The following is a 19,643-nucleotide window of genomic DNA, read 5'->3' as shown; positions in this document are numbered from 1 at the left end:
TCAGCCGGCGCAGTGCACGGCCAATTCCGCTACCAGGTATTCCGGATCGCCGGCGGTCATTTCGGCCACGGCCAACTGGCTGGCGGCAGCGGGGTCGTAGCAACCCTCACCGATCTGCCCGGCCACCCAACCGCCCTTGTCAGCGAATTCCAGCACCTGCGGCACCAGGGCCACGTCGGCGCCACTAAGCATCATTACCGCGCTGCGTGCAGGCGGCATGATCGACAGCAGATCGTTTTGCTCGGCACTGAAACTCAAACCGGCGCCAGACAGCTCCAGGCCAATTTCGTCCGGCAGGATGTAAACGTTGCCCGCAACCAGCGGCTGGCCCGGGTCGGCCAACACCACCGGCAACACCGTTGCCCGCGCCATCTGCTTGACCAGGTTGGCGTAGCGGCCACCGTCCAGGCGCAGCTGCACCAGCACTGGCCGCTGAAAATCTTCCGGCAGGCCCGACAGCACACGACGCACTGCATCAGGGCCGCCGATGCCGGCAAGCAGCAGCACGGCGCCGTTCACCTCATCAGCGCCCGCATCAATGTCTACCAGCGAAAATTCGCTGTTGAGCAGGCTGGCCAGCACCGGGGCCTGTTCTTTCTCCACGTCCACCACGACGGGTTCAACGGTGTAGCCGTCGTCTTCCAGCAGCGACCAGCTATGGAAATCACCGGCAGCTTTTGGCAGCGCGGTGTCAGGTTCGACCACGGTGGCGTCCAGCGGCGGCAACGGCGGCGGGACCGCACTGCTGCGCGTTGTTGTTTCCTGCGCAGGCGTGGCAACCGTTGCTGGCGCGGCGATCAGCTGATCGAAATCCAATACTTCGGGGCGTGCTTCCTGCACCACCGGTGCCGGTGGGTGAGCGTCCGGCTGCCAATCACCGAGCACGGCAGCAGCTTCCTCCAGTTCGAAATTCAACGCCGCATCCCGCGGTGGCGCGGGCGCCTGCCATGCCGATTCCGGTGCTGCCGTCGCAGCGATGGCCGCTTCGGCCTGTTCACTCTCCGAACCCGGCGGCAACACGTTGTGGTGGCCCTGCAACTTGGCTGCCAGATGGCGGATCCAGCGTTGCGCTTCCCAGCCTTCACGACGCGCGGCCAGTTCGGCTTCTTCAAAAAGCAGGCTCAAGTGTGGCGCTTCCAGCACGGCTTCCAGACGCTCCAATGCGTCTTCCACCGCCGGCTCCAGCGCCACCAGCACCACTTGGGGCGCGGCCGCGTCGAAGGCTGCCGCGTCCAACGCGTTGGGATCTTCTTCCAGCACGATGCGGCCGCCGGCAGCGGCTACCGCTTCGCGCAGGCGATCGCGGGCCGCACCGGCGCGGGCCAACAGTGCTACCGGCTTGGCCGAGTCATCAGTCGCGTACACGTGCTATCCCCAGCAGGTCATAAACATTGCGCATCAGATCCAGCTCCTGATACGGCTTGCCGAGGTAGCGCTGCACGCCGATCTCGAAGGCACGCTGGCGATGTTTATCGCCGCTGCGCGAGGTGATCATCACGATCGGCACGCCCTTGTAGCGGGCATCGGCTCGCATCGCAGTAGCCAGCTCGTAGCCGTCCATGCGTGGCATTTCGATATCCAGCAGCATCAGGTCGGGGACGCGCTCTTCCAGCTGCTCCAGTGCCTCGATACCGTCACGTGCAACCACGACTTCAAAGTTGTGGCGCTCCAGCACGCGACCGGTGACCTTGCGCATGGTCAGCGAGTCATCCACCACCATCACCAGCGGCACATGACGCTGCTGTGCGACCACCGTGGTTTCCACCGGCTGCTGCGGCTGGGCCAGGTGACGACGCACCAGCGGCGCCACGTCCAGGATCACCACCACATTGCCTTCGCCAGTGATGGTTGCACCGTAGATACCCGGCACCGAAGCCAGCTGCAGGCCTACCGGCTTGACCACGATTTCGCGGTTGCCCAGCACTTGGTCGATGGCCACGGCCGCACGCAGGTCGCCCGAGCGCACCAGCAGCAAGGGGATTTCCGCCTGACCCTCCGCCTTGGCAGCGGCATGGCCGACCAATGCGCCGAGGTTGTACAGGGTGAAGTCTTCGCCGTTGTAGTGGTAACCGCCCTGCCCGGCTTCAAAACGCTCGCGGGAGATGCGGCCGATACCGCTGACCGAAGCCACCGGCACCGCGTAGGTGGTTTCGCCAATACGCACGAACACCGCCTGGGTAACCGCCAGCGTCTGCGGCAGGCGCAGGGTGAACATGGCGCCCTGGCCGCGCACCGAGTGGATGTCCACCGAGCCACCGAGCTGACGGACCTCGTTGCGCACCACGTCCATGCCCACACCACGGCCGGCCAACTGGCTGACCTGTTCGCTGGTGCTGAAGCCGGAAGCGAAGATCATCTGATCCAGCTGCACGTCGTCCAGTTCTTCGTTGGCGGCCAGCAGGCCGCGCTGTTCCGCACGGCGACGGATCGCCTCGCGGTCCAGGCCGGCACCGTCATCGCCGACTTCCAGCACGATTTCCGAGCCTTCGCGACGCAGACGCAGGGTGATTTCGCCCTCCTCCGGCTTGCCCGCTTCAACACGTGCGGCAGGCTGCTCCAAGCCATGGGCCACGGAATTGCGCAGCATGTGTTCCAACGGCGCGACCATGCGGTCGAGCACATTGCGATCCAGTTCGCCGTGGGTGCCTTCCAGCTTCAGGTGAACCTGTTTCTCCGTTTCGTGCGCGGCTTGGCGCACCACACGACGCAGGCGCGGCACCAAACCATCGAACGGCACCATGCGCGCGCGCATCAGGCCTTCCTGCAGTTCCGAGCTGACGCGCGACTGCTGTTGCAGCAGTACGTCGTAGTTGCGGGACAGATCGTCCAGCACACCCTGCAAGCCACCCAAGTCGGCCGCCGATTCGTTCAGCGCGCGGCTGAGCTGCTGCAGGGTGGAGAAGCGGTCCAGCTCCAGCGGATCGAAAGTCTGGTCAGCCTGTTCGTGCTCACGGCGATAGCGGGCGACGATCTGCGCTTCAGTTTCCAGATCCAGACGGCGCAGCTGGTCGCGCAGACGCGCATTGGTACGGTCCAGCTCGGCCATGGCGCCGCGGAAGGCACCTAGCTGCTGTTCCAGACGCGAGCGGTAGATCGCCACTTCACCGGCATGGTTGACCAGGCTGTCGAGCAGATCGGCGCGCACGCGCACCTGCTCCTGCCCGCGCGGTGAACCGTCTTCTTCGCTTGCTTGTTCTTCGGCCAACGGTGCCGACAACGGCTCGTTGGCAGCCAGCGGTTGCGGCACCACGGCTGCGGGCGCCTGCACGGTAGTGACCGATGCGGCCTTGACCACGGCAGCAACGGCCGGCCCGGCAGCTGCTTCAGCACGGCCCTCGGTACGCGTTTCAAACGCTTCCAGCAGGTCGGTCGGCATCAGCACCGCGCGGTGCTCGCCGGTACGGGTCAGCAACTGGTGCAAGCGGTCGAAACCACGCTCCAGCAGCTGCACGTCACTGCGGGTCATCTCGGTACGGTTCGCGGCAACGGCTTCCAGCAGCGATTCAATGCTGTGGCCGAGGTCGCCGATGGCGTTGATGCCTGCCATGCGCGCGCCACCCTTGAGGGTGTGCAGATCACGCTGCAGGCCGGCCAGTGCTTCGCGGTCTTCCGGCGCGCTACGCAGTTCGCTGACCAGACCATCGCAATGGTCGAGCAGGTCCTTGCCTTCCTCGACAAAGATGTCGATCAGTTCGCGATCCAACTCACTGAAGTCCAGCGGGCCTGCATCGAACTGTGCGGCCAGCGGAACGGTGACCGGCGGTGCAGCATCGTCCGGCAGCGGCGCGGTGAGCGGCGCCAGTTCGATCCTGGTCGGCTCCGACGGCAGTTCGTCGATGGTTTCTTCCTGCTGCTCTTCAATGTCGGCGCTGTCTTCAACCACGGCAGCCTCGGACGTAGCTTCTTCAGCCTCTGCAACTTCGACTTCTTCGACGGACGGCTGCGATGCTTCGGCAGACGCTTCAACGTCGATGGCGTCCGACGCTTCCGCCGTCTCATCAATTTCTACCGAGGCGATTTCCACCGAAGCCGTTTCTTCTTCGATGTCATCGATCACGGCCGGTGCGATAGCAGCGATGTCCAGTTCATCGGCATTGTCGATGACTTCGCCGGCAGCCTCGATTTCGGTTTCGGTTTCGGTGACCACTTCCACCGGAGCGTCGGCCACATCGGCGGCTTCAACCGGCAATTCGGTTTGGCTTGCGTCCGTCGCTGCGATTTCAGCCGAAACGGCGTCGTTCTCCACGGCAGCGGCGTCAGCGGCCTCTTCACCGACAACGGTCTTTTCGACCTCAAACGATTCAGTGGCGCTTTCTGCGTCGAAGTCCATCGCAGGACGCTGCGCGACCGCGCCCGTTTGCAGCTCAACAGCCAGTTGGTCGTTGGCAGCATTCTCGGCGTCAACAGACGCTGCGGAGACCAACGCCACTTCTTCCAGGTCTGCGTCAGCAAGGCTGATTTCGTCAGCCACAATTTCTTCGGCCAGCGGCGCAGGCACAACCCGTTCGTCCGCTACTACGGTGTCGCTCGTGTGCGCGGCCTCGGCTTCGACCGTGTCCGGCACGCCGATATCGCTGAAATCCAGCGTTTCAACCTGCAACAACTCAGACGGCTCATCGACGGAGGCCACGATGGCCGGCGCTTCAACGAACGACTGTTCAGTCGTCGCAACGACCGCTTCGTCGTACGGGGGAGCAACCGGACGCACGGGCTCGGAGAGGAACGATGGCAGATCGCCGAGGGTGCCATCGAGCAACGTCGGGTCGAAGTAGGCGGACAGGTCTTCGACGCCTTCCAGCGCGGCCCTGGGGGCTTTTTCCAGCGCGCCCTGCTCAGCTTCGGGTTCGGCGTCAAACGGGGATTCAGCATCGCCAAATGCGACATCCTCATCCATCGCCATCGGCGGCCACTTGGCATCGGGCAGCGCGTCAGCCAGCGCCTGCAGGCGCTCGGCAACACCCGGGAAGGCCGGAATACGCGGCGACGGGTCACTCAATGCAGCGATGGTAGTCGCCGCTGCAGCTGCCATCTGTGCCAACGCGTCCACGCCACTGGCGGTCGGCGTGATGCCCGCCGCCAGCGAGCGCTTCACGAACGACTCGGCCGGCGTCGTAATGCCGGTGATCACCGGCACATCGGTCATCGCAAATGCGCCACTCATGGTGTGCACGGCGCGCAACAGGTCTTCCGACGCCGGTTGCGGCTGCAGCTGCGATTGCGCCAGCCAATGGTTCACCGTTTCCAGGTGAACCCCGATCTCGGCTTCCAGAATTTCGCGCAGCACGCTGTCCACCGAGGCAGGCATGCCTTCGCCGTCGTCAACATTCAACGGCGCTGCTTCAAACACAGGTTCGTCGGTGGCCGCAGGAGCGGCCGTCGCGCCGACAATGTGGAAGGCTTCCTCGCCGGCAGCAATGCGCTCGGCGACGTCCTGCATGGCGATCAGATCAGACTGGATGGTGCCATTGCCGCGCAATGCAGCATTGAGTTCCGGCAACACGTCGTAAGCCTGGCTGACCATGGCCACGACTGCCGGGCTGGCCGAACGGCTGCCTTCAAGCACGCGGTTGAGCATGCTCTCGATCTTCCAGCTGAACTCACCCAGGGTGCGGGCGCCAACCAGGCGGCCACTGCCCTTGAGCGTGTGGAACACGCGGCGCACCGGGCGCAGGCGCTCGGCATTGCCGGGCGCAGCACGCCATGCGGGCAACAGGTTGCCCAGGTTCACCAGCTCTTCGTCGAATTCTTCAATAAAGACTTCGCGGATGTCCTGGTCAATCGCATCACCGTTGTCGATGAAGCCACCTTCCAGCTGATGCGTGGCAGCGCCCGCAAACGGCGTTGCCGTGATGCTCGCGGCCTGCGTCAGCCCGATTTCGGCAACCGGCTCAGCCACGTCAGCCGCGGCGGTGAAGCTGCCGAACGACTCCGAGGCAGCATTGAGCTCGGCCATGAATGCAGCCGTTTCGGCGTCCACGTGCGTTTCGAGCGCGACAGCAGGTACGTCGGCATTGCGGAGGCTGTCGGTCGGCAGCTCCAGCGGCTCAAGCTCCGCGTTCGCCAGCGGCGCTGCATCCAGCTGCCAATCCAGCGACGCCCCTGACACCTGAGCGTCGGGCATCACCGGCGCCGTTTCTTCAAGTACCGGCTCGAAGAAGGCGTTGGCGGCATCCAGATCAAAGTTATACGCAGGCTCGGCAGACTGTGGTTCGGCAGCCGGCTCGTCCTGCACGTCCAGCTCCAGCAAGCTGCTGTCGAACGTATAGACATCGGTAGAGGCCGAAGACGCGGTGTCCCGCTCGGCTGCGATGGGATCGAAGGCAAGCGGTTCGAGCGCGCTGGCCTCACTCGCTTCATCGCGCTCAAAACCGTCGAGCGTGAGGGGAGCCAAAGTGAAGCCCGTGTCGCCCGTCGTCGAAGTATCTTCGGCAGCAACCGGATCGAACACCTGCGAATCCGAAGCCACTTCCGGCGCGGATTCGGGTGCAACAAGCATCGGCTTGGCGTTGATCGCGGCTGCGAATACCAGCGGAATCCCGGTGTCCGTCGACGCCTGCACATCAGCCAGCGATGGCAACGGCGGCGGCACAGCGGACGCTGCGACAGGCGTCGGCTCCGGCGCTTCTGCCGCAATCGGCGATTCCTGCAACGTGGTGGTGTCGTCGGTGCCATCCCGCGCGGCGGTTGCCCACGGCGCGGCAATTTCGACCGGCTCTGCCCGGTCCGTCGCTGACGGCAGCGGCCAGTAGCGCAACGTCTCCAGACTGGTGCGGGTGATGTCGAGAATTTCCTCGCGGCCGGGACGACGGTCGCGCAGGGCTTCGAGGTAGTACTCCAGGCTGGCCATCGCGTCGGCGAGCGTATCGAGCTGGCGGCCACTGGGCACGCGCTGGCGTTCGATCAACTCGGCCTGGATGTACTGGCGCACCGCCTGCAGGTAACCCGCCGGCTCCGGGATTTCCAGCATGCGCAGCGCGCCGCAGACTTCATCCAGCAGGCGCGGCACTTCGGCCAGACGCTGGTGGTCCCAGTTGGTTTCGATGAAGGCCACGAACGATTCGCGCGCGGCGGTGAAATTGGCAATGGCCTCGTGCGCGAGCACTTCCACCGTGCGGCGGGTTTCCACCGTACCGGCATCGTCTTCGCCACCGGGATTGGCGCCCAGGTGTTCGACCTGGTCGTCCAGCGATGCATCCACGTACAGCAGTGCACCGGCGATATCCAGCAACAGGTTGTCGTCGATGATGCGGGCACCGGACACCACGTCGCGCAGCGCATCGCGCTGCTGACCCACGATGCCGCGCGCCACGCCCAGCCCCATCACCCCGAGGGTGTCGGCGACCGCTCCCAGTTCACTCACCTGCACCTGCAGATCAGCGGGGTTGCCGCCAGTACGCACGTGCAGATCCAGCGCATCCTTGATGCGCATCAGTTCTTCTTTGACCGCACTGCCAACCGTATCGAGCAACTCACGATTGCGACCGCTCAAGCTACCGCGTGCGTGCTCAACCTCGTCCGGGGTGGCATTGCTGGCATCCGGGTTGAACGCCAGCAACACGCCTTCGTTGATGCCTTCCACGCCGCGTGCCGCGCGGATTTCATTGAGCAGCGGCAACAACACGATTGGAATGTCGCGGTGACCGTTCTGCAGGCGCTCCAGGTAGTCAGGCAACAGCACCGTGCCGCGCATCAGCGTGCCGCAGGCTTCGTCGCGGTCGGTGACCGCGCCGTCGCGCACTGCGTTTGCCAGTTGCTCCAGCTCCTCGGCAACCATCGCCGGTGCGTACAACTCGACCATGCGCAACGTGCCCTGCACCTGATGCAGGTAGCCGGCACAGAACCGCATGCGGCTGGTGTCGCCGGGGTCTTCCACGAAGTATTCGACCTCGCTGCGCACCTGGCGCAGGGTCTCGTCCAGCTCGGGTTTTACCCAGCCAAGTGCCGCGTGGCTCATGGCATCGCGCAAGGTACTCATTGCATTCCCCTGTACAGCATCAATCGCATGCCGTTCGGGCGGCCCTGCTTTGCGTTATGACGACACTTCATCTGCTGGTTCCTTTGCATCCCCGCCTGCATCAGCGCACTCAGCCGATCAGGCCGGCAGCTTGAAGTCGGCCACCGAACGGCGCAGCTCCGCAGCCAGCTGGTTCAGCTGGCCCAGCGAATCGGCGGTCTGCCCGGCACCCTGCGACGTCTGGCCGGTAATCTGCCGGATAACGCCCATCGTCTGGGTGATGTCCGTTGCAGCCGAGGCCTGCTGGTGCGCGGCGATGGAGATGTTCTTAATCAAGTTGTTCAGTGCGTTGGACACGCGTTCGATTTCTGTCAGCGCGGTACCGGCGTCTTCGGCCAGGCGTGCACCGGACACCACTTCGGCGGTGGTCTGTTCCATGGAGGTAACCGCTTCGTTGGTATCGGCCTGAATCGCCTGCACCAGGCCTTCGATTCGCCGCGTCGCACCGGAGGTACGTTCTGCCAGTCGCTGCACTTCGTCGGCCACCACAGCGAAACCACGACCGGCTTCACCGGCCGATGCCGCCTGCACGGCCGCGTTCAAGGCCAGGATGTTGGTCTGCTCGGAAATGTCGTTGATCAGTTCCACGATCGAGCCGATTTCCTGCGAGGACTCACCCAGGCGTTTGATGCGCTTGGAGGTTTCCTGGATCTGGTCGCGAATCTGGTCCATGCCCTGAATGGTCTGGCGCACCACGCCGGCACCTTCGGTAGCGATGACCACTGAGCGCTGTGCCACTTCGGCAGACTCGGTGGAGTTGCGCGACACCTGTTCAATGGACGACGCGATTTCGCCGATACGCTCGGAAGCGCTGGTGATTTCGTCGGCCTGATGACCGGCCGCTTCGGCCAGCTGCATGGCCGTTGCCTGGGTTTCCTGCGCGGACACGGCCACCTTGCCGGACATGTCGTTGATGGTGGTCACCAGGTTGCGCAGTTCGTCCACGGCGTAGTTGATAGCGTCGGCGATGGCGCCGGTCATGTCCTCGGTCACCGAGGCCTTTACCGTCAGGTCGCCTTCACCCAGTGAGCTGATTTCGTCCAGCAACCGCATGATCGCCTGCTGGTTGCGGCTGTTGAATTCCACCTGGGTCTGGTAACGCAGCTCCTGCTCGCGCGAACGGCCGCGCACCGAGCTCCACACAAAGCCAACAATCGACAACACCGACAGGCCGCCGAAGATCACGCTCCACCAGAAGTTCGGGAAGATGCGGGTGTCACGGGCCGAGCCGAATGCCGAAAACGCGTCGAACAGCTTGCGGCTGCTTTCCAGCATCTTGTCCGAGCCGCTGGTCATTGCAGCGGCCGAGGACTGTGCGGCGAACAGGTTGCGCGAGCTGGCCAGAATGGCGTCGGCGTCCTTCTTCATCTTTGCCCACTGGTTGGCCGACTGTTCCAGCGCAACCTGTGCATTGGCATTGCGTACTGCCGCGATGCCCATTTCTTCGTTGCCCTGACGCAGGCCTTCAAGCACCTGCGAGAACACCACCATGTCGCGCGCCAGTGCGTCACCGGCGCCGCTGGCACCCGGGCCACCGGCACGAATTTCCGTAACGCGGCGGGCCATGGTGCCGACCACCACCACCTGCTGCAGACCGTTGTAGACCTGCGACGCCTGCGCGCCACCGGCGGTCATCGCACGCACCACTTCGTTCAACTGCGCCTGCAGCTGCGGCACGGCGCCGACGAAGTTGTCAGCGTTACCGGCCAGCGCCAGTACCGCCGGCTCACTGGCCACGATCTGCTCGGCGTTCTTGGACAGCGGCTTCCAGGTTTCGACCAGATCGCGCAGCGGGCCGGACACGCCGGTCTCGTTGCCGAAGCGGCCCTGCAGCTCGCTCACCGTGCTTTCGATCTTGTTGCGGGTGTCTTTGAACGCGCCGTAGCTGGTGCGGCTACCGGCCACGGCCTCTCGGCCCTGGTTGGCCAGCTGCTGCGACAGCACCTGCAGATCGGCCGCGCCGGTACTGGCCCCTGCCAGACGGCTGCCCTGCCAGGTCGCCACGCCGGTATTGGCGCCGAAAACAACCATCGAGAGCACCAGCAGGCCCAGCCAGAAATTGGTACCCACATTGCCAAGCTTGCCAGCCCTGGCGCCTTCGGAAGCAGTACTCATCGTTCGACCTCGATATCCAATGCGGAGAGGCAAGCGCGCCGATCAGGCGGCCGCTTGCCGGAATTCAGGAGTGCGGGAAAGCAGCGAAAGCGAGAAAACGCCCCAGTGGCGCCCGTCATCGTTAAATGCGCGCTCAACGAAATGCGCGTAACGGCCCTGTGCGATATCCGCCGCGGGCACTTCCAGTTGCTGCTCGAAACTGCGCTGGCCGTACAACTCGTCGATGACCAACGCAACGTCACCGCCGGCCTGGCGCATGATCAACACGCGCTGGCCCTCTTGCGGCGCAGTGCGCTCACCTTCGAGGAAGTACTTCAGGTCAACCACCGGGAACAGGTTGCCGCGCAGGTTGCCCACGCCCAGCAACCAGCCCTGCGCACCTGGCACGGGAGTGACCGGCGGCATCGGCACGATTTCCACGACTTCGCGGAAATCCGACACCAGATGGCGGCTGCCGACGCGGTAACCCACGCCACGCCAGACATCCCGGGAATAGCTGCGCTCAGGCAACTGCACGGCATGCGCCAGACTGCGCCGTTCGTAGGCTTCAAGGATGTCGAAGGGAGCGCGCATCAACCCACCAGTTTGTTGATCCGCGCGATCAGGTCATCCTCACGCGGCGGTTTGACGATGTAATCGGTAGCGCCCTGGCGCATGCCCCAGGCCTTGTCGGTTTCCATGCCCTTGGTGCTGACGATCAGCACCGGGATGTTCCGTGTGGCCTCGTCACGCGACAGCGCGCGGGTGGCCTGGAAACCGCTCATGCCCGGCAACACCACGTCCATCAGCACCAGCTGTGGGCCTTGGTCGCGGGCCATCTGCAGGCCTTCTTCGGCGTTGTCGGCTGCCAGAACTTCGTGGCCGGCCTTGACCAGCCATTGCGTAAACACCGCCCTGTCGGTCGGTGAGTCCTCGATCAAAAGAATTCGAGCCATTGTGCCTTTCCCCCCTGGTCAGGCGTTGACGTATGTGCGGATGGCACCCAAAAGTTCGTCGCGGGTAAATGGCTTGGTGAGATATTGCTCGGAGCCGACGATGCGGCCACGCGCCTTGTCGAACAGGCCATCCTTGGAAGAAAGCATGATCACCGGGGTCGACTTGAAGAGCTGGTTGCCCTTGATCAGCGCGCATGTCTGGTAGCCATCCAGGCGCGGCATCATGATGTCGACAAAAATAATCTGCGGCTGCTGGTCGGCGATTTTGGCCAAGGCTTCGAAGCCATCGGTCGCGGTCACGACCTCACAGCCTTCACGCTTGAGCAATGTTTCCGCCGTGCGCCGGATGGTCTTCGAGTCATCGATGACCATCACCTTCAACCCTGCGAGTTCCCCACCCGCAGTCATGTTTTCAACCATTTGCTAGTCCCCGGACACGCGGCGCACATCGAACGCGATGCCACCGTGAAAGCGCATCTATATCCCAGCCCTGCAGCAAACTGTCAAGCGACGTCCATCAGATACGTCTGTAACAAGCATCCATGTGAGCCAGTTCTCAATTTCAGCGCAGCTCCATTCAGCCTCTCGCCGCCGCCGCGCGCGCTGGGCGCCCCCGTCCCGAACCGCTAACATCGCCCCCTGACCTGACGGATTCCCCCGATGCTTTTAGACGTCATCGTGGTGATGGACCCCATCGCCCACATCAAGATCAGCAAGGACACCACCTTCGCCATGCTGCTGGAAGCCCAGCGACGTGGCCACCGTCTGCACTACGTGCGCCCGGGCGGCTTGTCCCTGCACGGCGGCAAGGCCGTGGCGCATGTTGCGCCGCTGCAGGTGCGCGACGACAAGGCCGATTGGTTCACTCTGGGCGAGTTCGCGCCACTGGACTTCGGCCCCGGCCAGGTGGTGCTGATGCGCAAGGACCCGCCGTTCGACGGCGAGTACCTGTACGACACGCACATCCTGGGCATCGCCCAGCAGGCCGGTGCGCTGGTGGTCAACGACCCGCAAGGCCTGCGCGACTTCAACGAGAAGCTGGCCGCGCTGCTGTTCCCCCAGTGCTGCCCGCCGACGCTGGTCAGCCGCAATGCGGCCGAACTGAAGGCCTTCGTGCACGAACACGGCCAGGCGGTACTCAAACCGCTGGACGGCATGGGCGGGCGTTCGATTTTCCGCAGCGGCACCGGCGACCCGAATCTCAACGTGATCCTGGAAACGCTCACTGACGGTGGCCGCAACCAGACGCTGGCGCAGCGCTTCATCCCGGACATCAGCGCCGGCGACAAGCGCATCCTGCTGGTGGACGGTGTACCGGTGGACTACTGTCTGGCGCGCATCCCGCAGGGCGACGAATTCCGCGGCAACCTTGCCGCAGGCGGCCGTGGCGAAGGCCGCCCGCTGAGCGAGCGCGACCGCTGGATCGCCGCCCAGGTCGGCCCGGAGATGAAACGACGCGGCATGCGCTTCGTCGGGCTGGACGTGATTGGCGACTACCTGACCGAAGTGAACGTCACCAGCCCCACCTGTGTGCGTGAGCTGGATGCACAGTACGGGTTGAACATTGCCGGGCAGCTGTTCGACGTGATCGAGGCCGGCCTGAAGCAATGAGTGCCATCGCCGGCTCACTGCCCGTGGCGCCCCGCGTCACCGATCAACAACGCCTGACGGCAACGCTGGTGCTGTCGCTGTTGGTGCATGGCCTGTTGATTCTGGGCGTGGGCTTTGCGGTGAGTGACAACGCACCGTTGGTGCCGACGCTGGATGTGATCTTCAGCCAGACCAGTACGCCACTGACACCCAAGCAGGCCGACTTCCTGGCCCAGGCCAATCAGCAAGGCGGCGGTGACCACGACAAAGCGCAGCGCCCCCGCGACAGTCAGGCCGGTGTCGTGCCGCAGGCACAGGATGGCCTGGCACCCATCCCGCTGCAGCAGCAGGCCGCCGCCGCACCACCCCCACCGCAGGCGCGGGTGGTGACCAGCGCGCACGGTGAGGACAGCGTGGCCGACGCGCAGTCGCAACCACTGCCAGACCGTCCCGACCCCACCGCTGCAATGACTGCACGCGAACAGCGCGATGCGGAAATGGCACGCCTGGCCGCCGAAGTACATCTGCGCTCGGAGCAGTACGCCAAGCGTCCGAACCGCAAGTTCGTCTCGGCCAGCACCCGCGAGTACGCCTATGCCAACTACCTGCGCGCCTGGGTGGATCGCGCCGAGCGTGTGGGCAACCTGAACTATCCCGACGAAGCCCGCCGCCGTCGCCTCGGTGGGCAGGTGGTGATCAGCGTCGGTGTGCGCCGCGATGGCAGCGTCGAAAGCAGCCGCGTGCTGCGCAGCAGTGGCGTGCCGTTGCTGGATTCCACCGCGTTGCGGGTGATTGAACTGGCGCAGCCGTTCCCCGCCCTGCCCAAGACCGAAGACGACATCGACATCCTGCAGGTCACCCGCACCTGGGTGTTCCTGCCCGGCGGGCAGCTCCATGACGATCGTTGAGCAACCCCGCTCATTGAAGTGCATGCGAACCGAGCGCGGGGGATGATCCCCGCCTACGCGGCGCTTCAACCGCCCTTGGCGGCGCGCAGTGCCTGCTGCTCGATCAGGGTAAGCGCGACGTTGTCGCGCAGATAGGCCGGCTGCACCAACTCGGGGGCGATGCCTTCGCCGCGCAGCATTGCCGGTACGGCGATCTTCAATACGTCCGATGCACATGGCAGCGCCTGTGCATCCAGCGAGATCAACCGCGAGTGGAAGCGACTTGCAAGCACGCCGTCCACCGCACCGAAACCGGTGCCGACGCCAGCCCATTCGGATGCGTCGCTGGATAATTCAAATGCATCCGGCGCGATCACTACTTCGCTGCCCTGCAACTGCAACTCACCTTCGGCGTTGCGCACGAAACACGCCGCATAGATTTCACCCATGCGCGCATCGATGCTGGCCAGCACGTGTTGTGCCGTCTGCGGTGCGCGCATCGCCAGCGCCTGCAGCGTGGATACCGGCAACAGCGGGCGGTCCAGCGCCAGCGCGATGCCTTGCGCGATGGCGATCGCCAAGCGCACGCCAGTGAAGGCACCGGGGCCACGGCTCAAGGCGATACCGTCGAGCTGGTTGCGATGGATACCGGCTTCGGCCAACAACTGCTCGGCCCACGGCAAACTCAGTTCGGCATGCCGGCGCGGTGCGATTTCAAACCGTTCCAGCACCTGACCATCCACATGCAGGGCGACGGAACAGGCTTCGGTGGCGGTTTCAAAGGCAAGCAGCTTCATGGCAGGACGGTCACGACAGGGAAAAAGGTGGCTCGATGGAGCCAGGATCGGAGGATGACGCATCGGCAGTGACGGCGGCCGGCGCATCCAACTCCGGCGCCCATTGTCGCGCAAAGAAGGCCTGCACATCGGTCAACTCCCGTGTGCGCCGGAACGGCGGCAGCGAATCCAGGAACACGCGGCCATAGCCCTTGGTCAACAATCGCGGGTCACACAACACCAGTACGCCGCGATCGGTCTCGCTGCGGATCAGCCGGCCTACGCCCTGCTTCAGCGCGATGACTGCCTGAGGCAGCTGCTCGTCGCGAAACGGATTGCCGCCATTGCGACGAATGGCATCCAACCGCGCCTCGAACACGGGATCATCGGGCGCGGCAAACGGCAATTTGTCGATGACCACCACGCTCAGCGCATCACCGACCACGTCCACGCCCTCGCGGAAGCTGGCCGAGCCAAGCAGCACGCCATTGCCGGATTCGCGGAAGCGCTGCAGCAGGCTGGCGCGCGGCGCCTCACCTTGCACGAACAACGGCCATGGACCATCGCGCAATGCCTCGGCCGCTTCCCGCAACGCACGGTGCGACGCGAACAGCAGGAACGCGCGCCCCTGCGAGGCTTCCAGCACCGGCCACAATGTGGCGATCAAAGCCGTACCAAAACCACGCGCAGCCGGATCGGGCAATTGCTGCGGGAGATAACACAGCGCCTGCTGCTGCCAATCAAACGGGCTGGGCTGGACCAACGTATTGGGATCATCCAGACCCAGCCGCGTCGCCAAATGCCCGAATTCCCCACCCACGGTCAGCGTGGCCGAGGTGAACACCCAGGCCGCCATGGAACGTTCGCGATGCTCACGCAGCGGGCCGGAGACATCCATCGGTGTGCGTTGGCAGCGGAAGCCGCGCGGGGTGAGTTCGTACCAGAGCACATCGTTGTCGGCGCCGGGAACGGGGAACAGGGAGTCGGGAATGGGAGCGCCTGCTTCCGTTGCCAGCCCGTGCGGCTCGGCAGCAGGCGACGCCTCATCGATGTCCCATTCGTCGACTGCCGATACGGTCCCTTCATCCAGCCAGCGCGCCAGCCGCGCCATGCCTTCCTGTGCCCGTGCGTGGCAGGCATCCAGGCCGGGCGATGCTTCACGCAGCAGTGTCAGCGCATCACGCAGTTGCGCCAGTGCCGCCGAAACCGCATCGAAACCCTCAGCAACCTGCGGCACTGCCAAGGCGCGCCAACGCGTACCGCGCTGCGGCAGTTTTTCCATGGCGTCGCGCAGTTCACGCAGCGCCAACTCCAACGTGGCAACAGGTTGCTGCAACGTGGCTTGCGCACCGGCGACGCTGCGGCATTCGGCCAGGCAGTCGCGGGCCAGCTCCTGCCACGGGCGCATGCCAAAACCTTCGCCAAAAAAGTTCGCTGCCAGTTCTGGCAGCTGATGGGCCTCATCGATAATGAACGCCTGCGCGCCCGGCAATATCTCGCCAAAGCCTTCCTGCTTGAGCGCCAGGTCAGCAAGCAGCAGATGATGATTGACCACCACCAGGTCCGCTTCCTGCGCGCGCTGCCGCGCACGCACCACGAAGCAGTCATCCCAGAACGGGCAATCGGTGCCCAGGCAGTTGTCCACGGTCGACGTGACCATCGGCAGCAACGGTGAATCATCGGCCAGCCCATCCAGCTCGGCGACATCGCCGTACTGGGTGCGCCCGGACCACGTCACGATGCGCTGGAACTGCGCCACCTGCTCGTTGCTGGTGAAACGCGGCTCACCGCGCGCCTGGTCGAGCCGGTAGCGGCACAGATAATTGGAGCGCCCTTTCAGCAGCGCGGCACGGTGGCCCACGCCCAGCGCAGCGCGCACGCGCGGCAGATCGCGGTGATACAGCTGATCCTGCAGCGCGCGGGTACCGGTGGAGACAATCGTCTTCAATCCCGACAACAACGCCGGCACCAGATAAGCAAACGTTTTGCCCGTACCAGTGCCTGCTTCGGCGAGCAGCACATCGCGCTGCTGGAACGCTTCGGCGATGGCGCCGGTCAGGCGCAGCTGCGCCGGACGGGGCACAAACGCATCCAGCTGGCGCGCAAGCGCACCACCTTCACTCAACGCTTCAAGGCTGGCGGTGGCTAACGAGGACATAGCTGCAAAACGGAGACTGGCGAACGGAGGGCAGGAAATAAAAGGGCCATGGTCAACCGGTGCATTTCCTGGAATCTGGCATCGAACCCGGCATTCCCTGTCTCCCAGCCCCTATTCCCCGCTCCGGCATCAAAAGCGCTTGATCCCCGGCACCGTGCAGCCTTCGATCTGTGCGTGTGCGGAGACAGCGTTTTCCTTCTCGGCACGGGCAAGGCGCGATTGTTCGATGGTGGCCCAGTGACGGCGGCACAACGGGCCGGTACGCGAGCCCAGGTCCACCGCTTTCTTGGCCAGCGCCTCGGCGCGCGGCCAATCGGCCTGCAACAGCGCCACTTCGGCGCGCTCCTGCAGGATGGCTGGGTCGTTATCGACCAGCAACAATGCCTGGTTCAAGGCTTCGGCGGCGCCGTCCAAGTCGCCGGCCTGACGCTTGGCGATGGCAGCGGCATGCAGGTCAGACACCTCAGCATCACGCAACGGCTGCACTGACAGCTCGGTGTCATCAACGCCGGCAATGGCTTCCACTGCGGCCAATCGCTGTGCCGGGGTGGTGCTGTCGACCACCTTCGGTGTGGACGGTGGCGCACTGATGCAGGCGCTGAGCAACAGGGAGGTGGCCGTGGCAACCAAGGCGGAGCGGATCAAGGGCATGTTGTTCATGGCTGGCATTATCGCGCAGGGGTTTCTGCAGGGGGAGCAGCGGAAGGTTCAGGCTGCTTGGGTTCCATGCCAAACCAGCTGCGCCAACCGCCACCTTCCTGCTGGCTGTCGCCCTGGCCTTCCACCGGCGCAGCTTCGGCCGGCATCGTGCAGGGAACGTACTGTGGCGCGAAACCGACCACGAACGGGAAGCGACGCGCGCCGGGGCAGCCTTCATCGGTGGCATTGCTGCCGGCGGCCTCGACGTACTGCCAGTCCAGCCCCTTGTTATTCACATGCAGCGGCTTGCTGGGCAGGTTGCGGAAAATGCCCGACCACACCCGCATCGAACCGGTGGAACCAAACAAACCGGTCTGCTCATTCTGGTCGTTGCCCATCCAGATCACCGCCAAGTGGTCGCCGGTGTAGCCGGCATACCAGCTGTCGCGGCCATCGTTGGAAGTGCCGGTCTTGCCGGCCGGCTGCAGTCGCGACAGGCCATCGGCGTTGAGGCGCGCGGCGGTGCCGCTGGACACCACCTGCTGCAACGCGACGCTGATCAGGTTGGCGGCGATGGAGTCACCTTCCTGCGCCGGAGCCGGGCTCTTGTCGTAACGCTTGAGCAGCTTGCCCTGCGCATCGACTACGCCTCGCACCGCGTGCAGCGGTTGGATTTCACCGCCCGACGCCAGGAATTGATACAGCTGCGCCATGCCGTACGGGCTCTGGTCGGTCGCGCCCAGAATCACCGCCGGATTGGACTCGGCCTTGAGCCCGGCCAGCACATTGATCAGTTGGGTCAGCCGTTCCGGCCCGACCTGCATGCCCACTCGCACCGTGGCCTGGTTGTAGGAACGTGCCAACGCGTCGATCAGCCGCACCGTGCCGTGACTGCGGTTGTCGGCATTGCCCGGCGTCCAGTTGCGGCCCCGGCTCAGCTTGACCGTCACCGGTGAGTCATCGACCCAACTGGCCAGCGAGAAGCGATCTGGTTGCGCCAGCGCCAACAGATAGACGAACGGCTTGAGCAGCGAACCCACCTGCCGCTGCGCCTCAATGGCGCGATTGAAGCCCGGCTCGGCCACGTCGCGGCTGCCGATCACGGCCAGCACGTCGCCGTTGTGGACATCGGTCACCACCAGGCCGGCCTGCAGTTCAGGACGACGCTTGTTTTCCAGCGACTTGATGGTGTGTGCCACCGCGCCTTCGGCATACGCCTGGGCCGAGGGCGACATGCCAGTGAAGACATTCAGGCCCGCGCCCTGCAGCACGTTCTCCGGGTAGTCGTGGCCGAGCTGACGACGCACCAGGTCGATATACGCCGGGAAGCGATTGGCAGCAGCCAGACCGGCGGTCTTGGACACGCCCAGCGGTGCTTTCAGTGCACGCTGGTATTCGGCATCGTCGATCAGATTGCTTTCGTGCAGCTTGCCCAGCACGAAGTTACGGCGATCCAATGCCCGCTCCGGATTGCGGCGCGGGTCGTAGTACGACGGCCCCTTCACCAAACCGATCAACAGCGCCACCTGCTCGGTGGTCAGCGCATTGAGATCGCGCCCGAACCAGAATTCCGCCGCCGAAGACACGCCATGGATAGCCTGACCGCCGCGTTGGCCCAGGTAAACCTGGTTGAGATAGGCCTCCAGAATGGTGGCCTTGTCGTAACGCGCTTCCATGATCAGCGCGTACAGCACTTCATTGAACTTGCGGGTGAACGTCTGTTCCTTGCCGATGCCCAGCAGGCCGCTGCGGGCCAACTGCTGGGTCAACGTGCTGGCGCCCTGCCGGGTTTCACCGCCACTGCGCACCGCCACCCACACCGCTCGCATGATGCCGCTCAGGTCGATGCCGTGATGGCGCGCGAAGTCCTTGTCTTCCACCGCCTGCAAGCCGGTGACCAACAGCTCCGGTGTCTCCGAAACCCGCACCAATCGGCGCTCTTCCTGCTTCTGTCCGTAAAGCGTGGCGATACGTGCCGGGTCCAGGCGCGCGGCCTTGACCGCCGTGCGACTGCCGCCTTCGCGTACCGAGCCCACCTGCCCATCGGACAACGAAACGCTCAACTGGCGCGGGGCCACGCGGCCGTCAACGTCGTTGTAACCACGGCTGGAAATGGTGAACGTGCCGCCCTGCACCTTGTAGGTACCCGGGCTGCTGCCGGTGCCATCGTCGCGATACCCCGACGCTGCCAACTCGGTCTTGAGCGTGGCGGCGTTCATCGCCACACCGGGGCTGAGCACCAATGGGCGCGCATAGACGCGGGTGGGGATCTGCCAACGCAGCTCACCGAACCGCTGTGTGACTTGGCCGTTCAGGTACAGCGTATAGGGGATCAGGAAGCCCAGTCCCAACGCAACAGCGGCCAGCCCCCAGGTAATGAGGCGGTTGCGCCATAGCGGTGTGCTGCTGTCGGTATCGTCGTCGGTTTCGTAGCGTCGTGGCACGGGGATGCGAGAATGTGGGCTGCCGCGAGTCTAACGCAGCCGCATCCCAAGGCGTCGCGCGCTGTTCTTCCCTGCTTAAGCTGGA

Annotated in this window: 12 protein-coding genes; 2 read left to right on the top strand and 10 right to left on the bottom strand. The window is 64.6% G+C overall.

Going from position 1 to position 19,643, the window contains the following annotated elements; all coding sequences use genetic code 11:
- The 6 genes from PAN08_RS09305 to pilG all read right to left on the bottom strand — a co-directional run bounded on the left by PAN08_RS09305 (position 1) and on the right by pilG (position 11,484).
- Positions 1-1,365, bottom strand: a complete 1,365-nt coding sequence (locus tag PAN08_RS09305) for a chemotaxis protein CheB (RefSeq protein WP_269791242.1) — start codon at positions 1,363-1,365, stop codon at positions 1-3.
- Entirely contained in the window at positions 1,352-7,975 is a 6,624-nt protein-coding gene (locus PAN08_RS09300; protein WP_269791241.1) for an Hpt domain-containing protein, read from the bottom strand. Before PAN08_RS09300 ends, PAN08_RS09305 begins: the two co-directional genes overlap by 14 nt.
- 117 nt (positions 7,976-8,092) lie before the next feature.
- Entirely contained in the window at positions 8,093-10,129 is a 2,037-nt protein-coding gene (locus tag PAN08_RS09295; protein ID WP_269791240.1) for a methyl-accepting chemotaxis protein, read from the bottom strand.
- Positions 10,130-10,171: 42 nt separating this feature from the next.
- Positions 10,172-10,702, bottom strand: coding sequence for a chemotaxis protein CheW (locus PAN08_RS09290; protein ID WP_269791239.1), 531 nt, complete (start codon positions 10,700-10,702; stop codon positions 10,172-10,174).
- On the bottom strand, positions 10,702-11,064 hold the full coding sequence (locus PAN08_RS09285; protein ID WP_057632756.1) for a response regulator: 363 nt from the start codon (positions 11,062-11,064) through the stop codon (positions 10,702-10,704). The genes PAN08_RS09290 and PAN08_RS09285 overlap by 1 nt, the downstream gene beginning before the upstream one ends.
- 18 nt (positions 11,065-11,082) lie before the next feature.
- A complete protein-coding gene (gene pilG, locus PAN08_RS09280; RefSeq protein ID WP_057632755.1) occupies positions 11,083-11,484 on the bottom strand; it encodes a twitching motility response regulator PilG in 402 nt (133 codons plus the stop codon).
- 240 nt (positions 11,485-11,724) lie between these two features.
- On the opposite strand from pilG, the gene gshB reads away from it, so the two are divergent.
- Both gshB and PAN08_RS09270 read left to right on the top strand, forming a co-directional pair.
- Positions 11,725-12,675, top strand: a complete 951-nt coding sequence (gene gshB, locus PAN08_RS09275; RefSeq protein ID WP_269791238.1) for a glutathione synthase — start codon at positions 11,725-11,727, stop codon at positions 12,673-12,675.
- Positions 12,672-13,562: an energy transducer TonB gene (locus PAN08_RS09270; RefSeq protein ID WP_269791237.1), complete on the top strand. Its 891-nt coding sequence runs from the start codon at positions 12,672-12,674 to the stop codon at positions 13,560-13,562. Before gshB ends, PAN08_RS09270 begins: the two co-directional genes overlap by 4 nt.
- Positions 13,563-13,627: 65 nt before the next feature.
- On the opposite strand, the gene tsaB is transcribed toward PAN08_RS09270, so the two are convergent.
- The 4 genes from tsaB to mrcB form a co-directional block, all read right to left on the bottom strand.
- On the bottom strand, positions 13,628-14,338 hold the full coding sequence (tsaB, locus tag PAN08_RS09265) for a tRNA (adenosine(37)-N6)-threonylcarbamoyltransferase complex dimerization subunit type 1 TsaB (protein WP_269791236.1): 711 nt from the start codon (positions 14,336-14,338) through the stop codon (positions 13,628-13,630).
- Between the two features lie 10 nt (positions 14,339-14,348).
- The gene (locus PAN08_RS09260; protein WP_269791235.1) at positions 14,349-16,475 is read right to left on the bottom strand and encodes an ATP-dependent DNA helicase; all 2,127 of its coding nucleotides are present in this window, start codon (positions 16,473-16,475) and stop codon (positions 14,349-14,351) included.
- A 129-nt stretch (positions 16,476-16,604) separates the two neighbouring features.
- On the bottom strand, positions 16,605-17,126 hold the full coding sequence (locus PAN08_RS09255) for a hypothetical protein (RefSeq protein ID WP_269791885.1): 522 nt from the start codon (positions 17,124-17,126) through the stop codon (positions 16,605-16,607).
- Positions 17,127-17,143: 17 nt separating this feature from the next.
- The gene (gene mrcB, locus PAN08_RS09250; RefSeq protein ID WP_269791234.1) at positions 17,144-19,558 is read right to left on the bottom strand and encodes a penicillin-binding protein 1B; all 2,415 of its coding nucleotides are present in this window, start codon (positions 19,556-19,558) and stop codon (positions 17,144-17,146) included.
- Positions 19,559-19,643: the final 85 nt, after the last annotated feature.

This window comes from Stenotrophomonas sp. Iso1 (genome assembly GCF_027497995.1).
Lineage (GTDB): Bacteria > Pseudomonadota > Gammaproteobacteria > Xanthomonadales > Xanthomonadaceae > Stenotrophomonas.
This window is presented reverse-complemented; position numbering and strand designations above follow the sequence as displayed.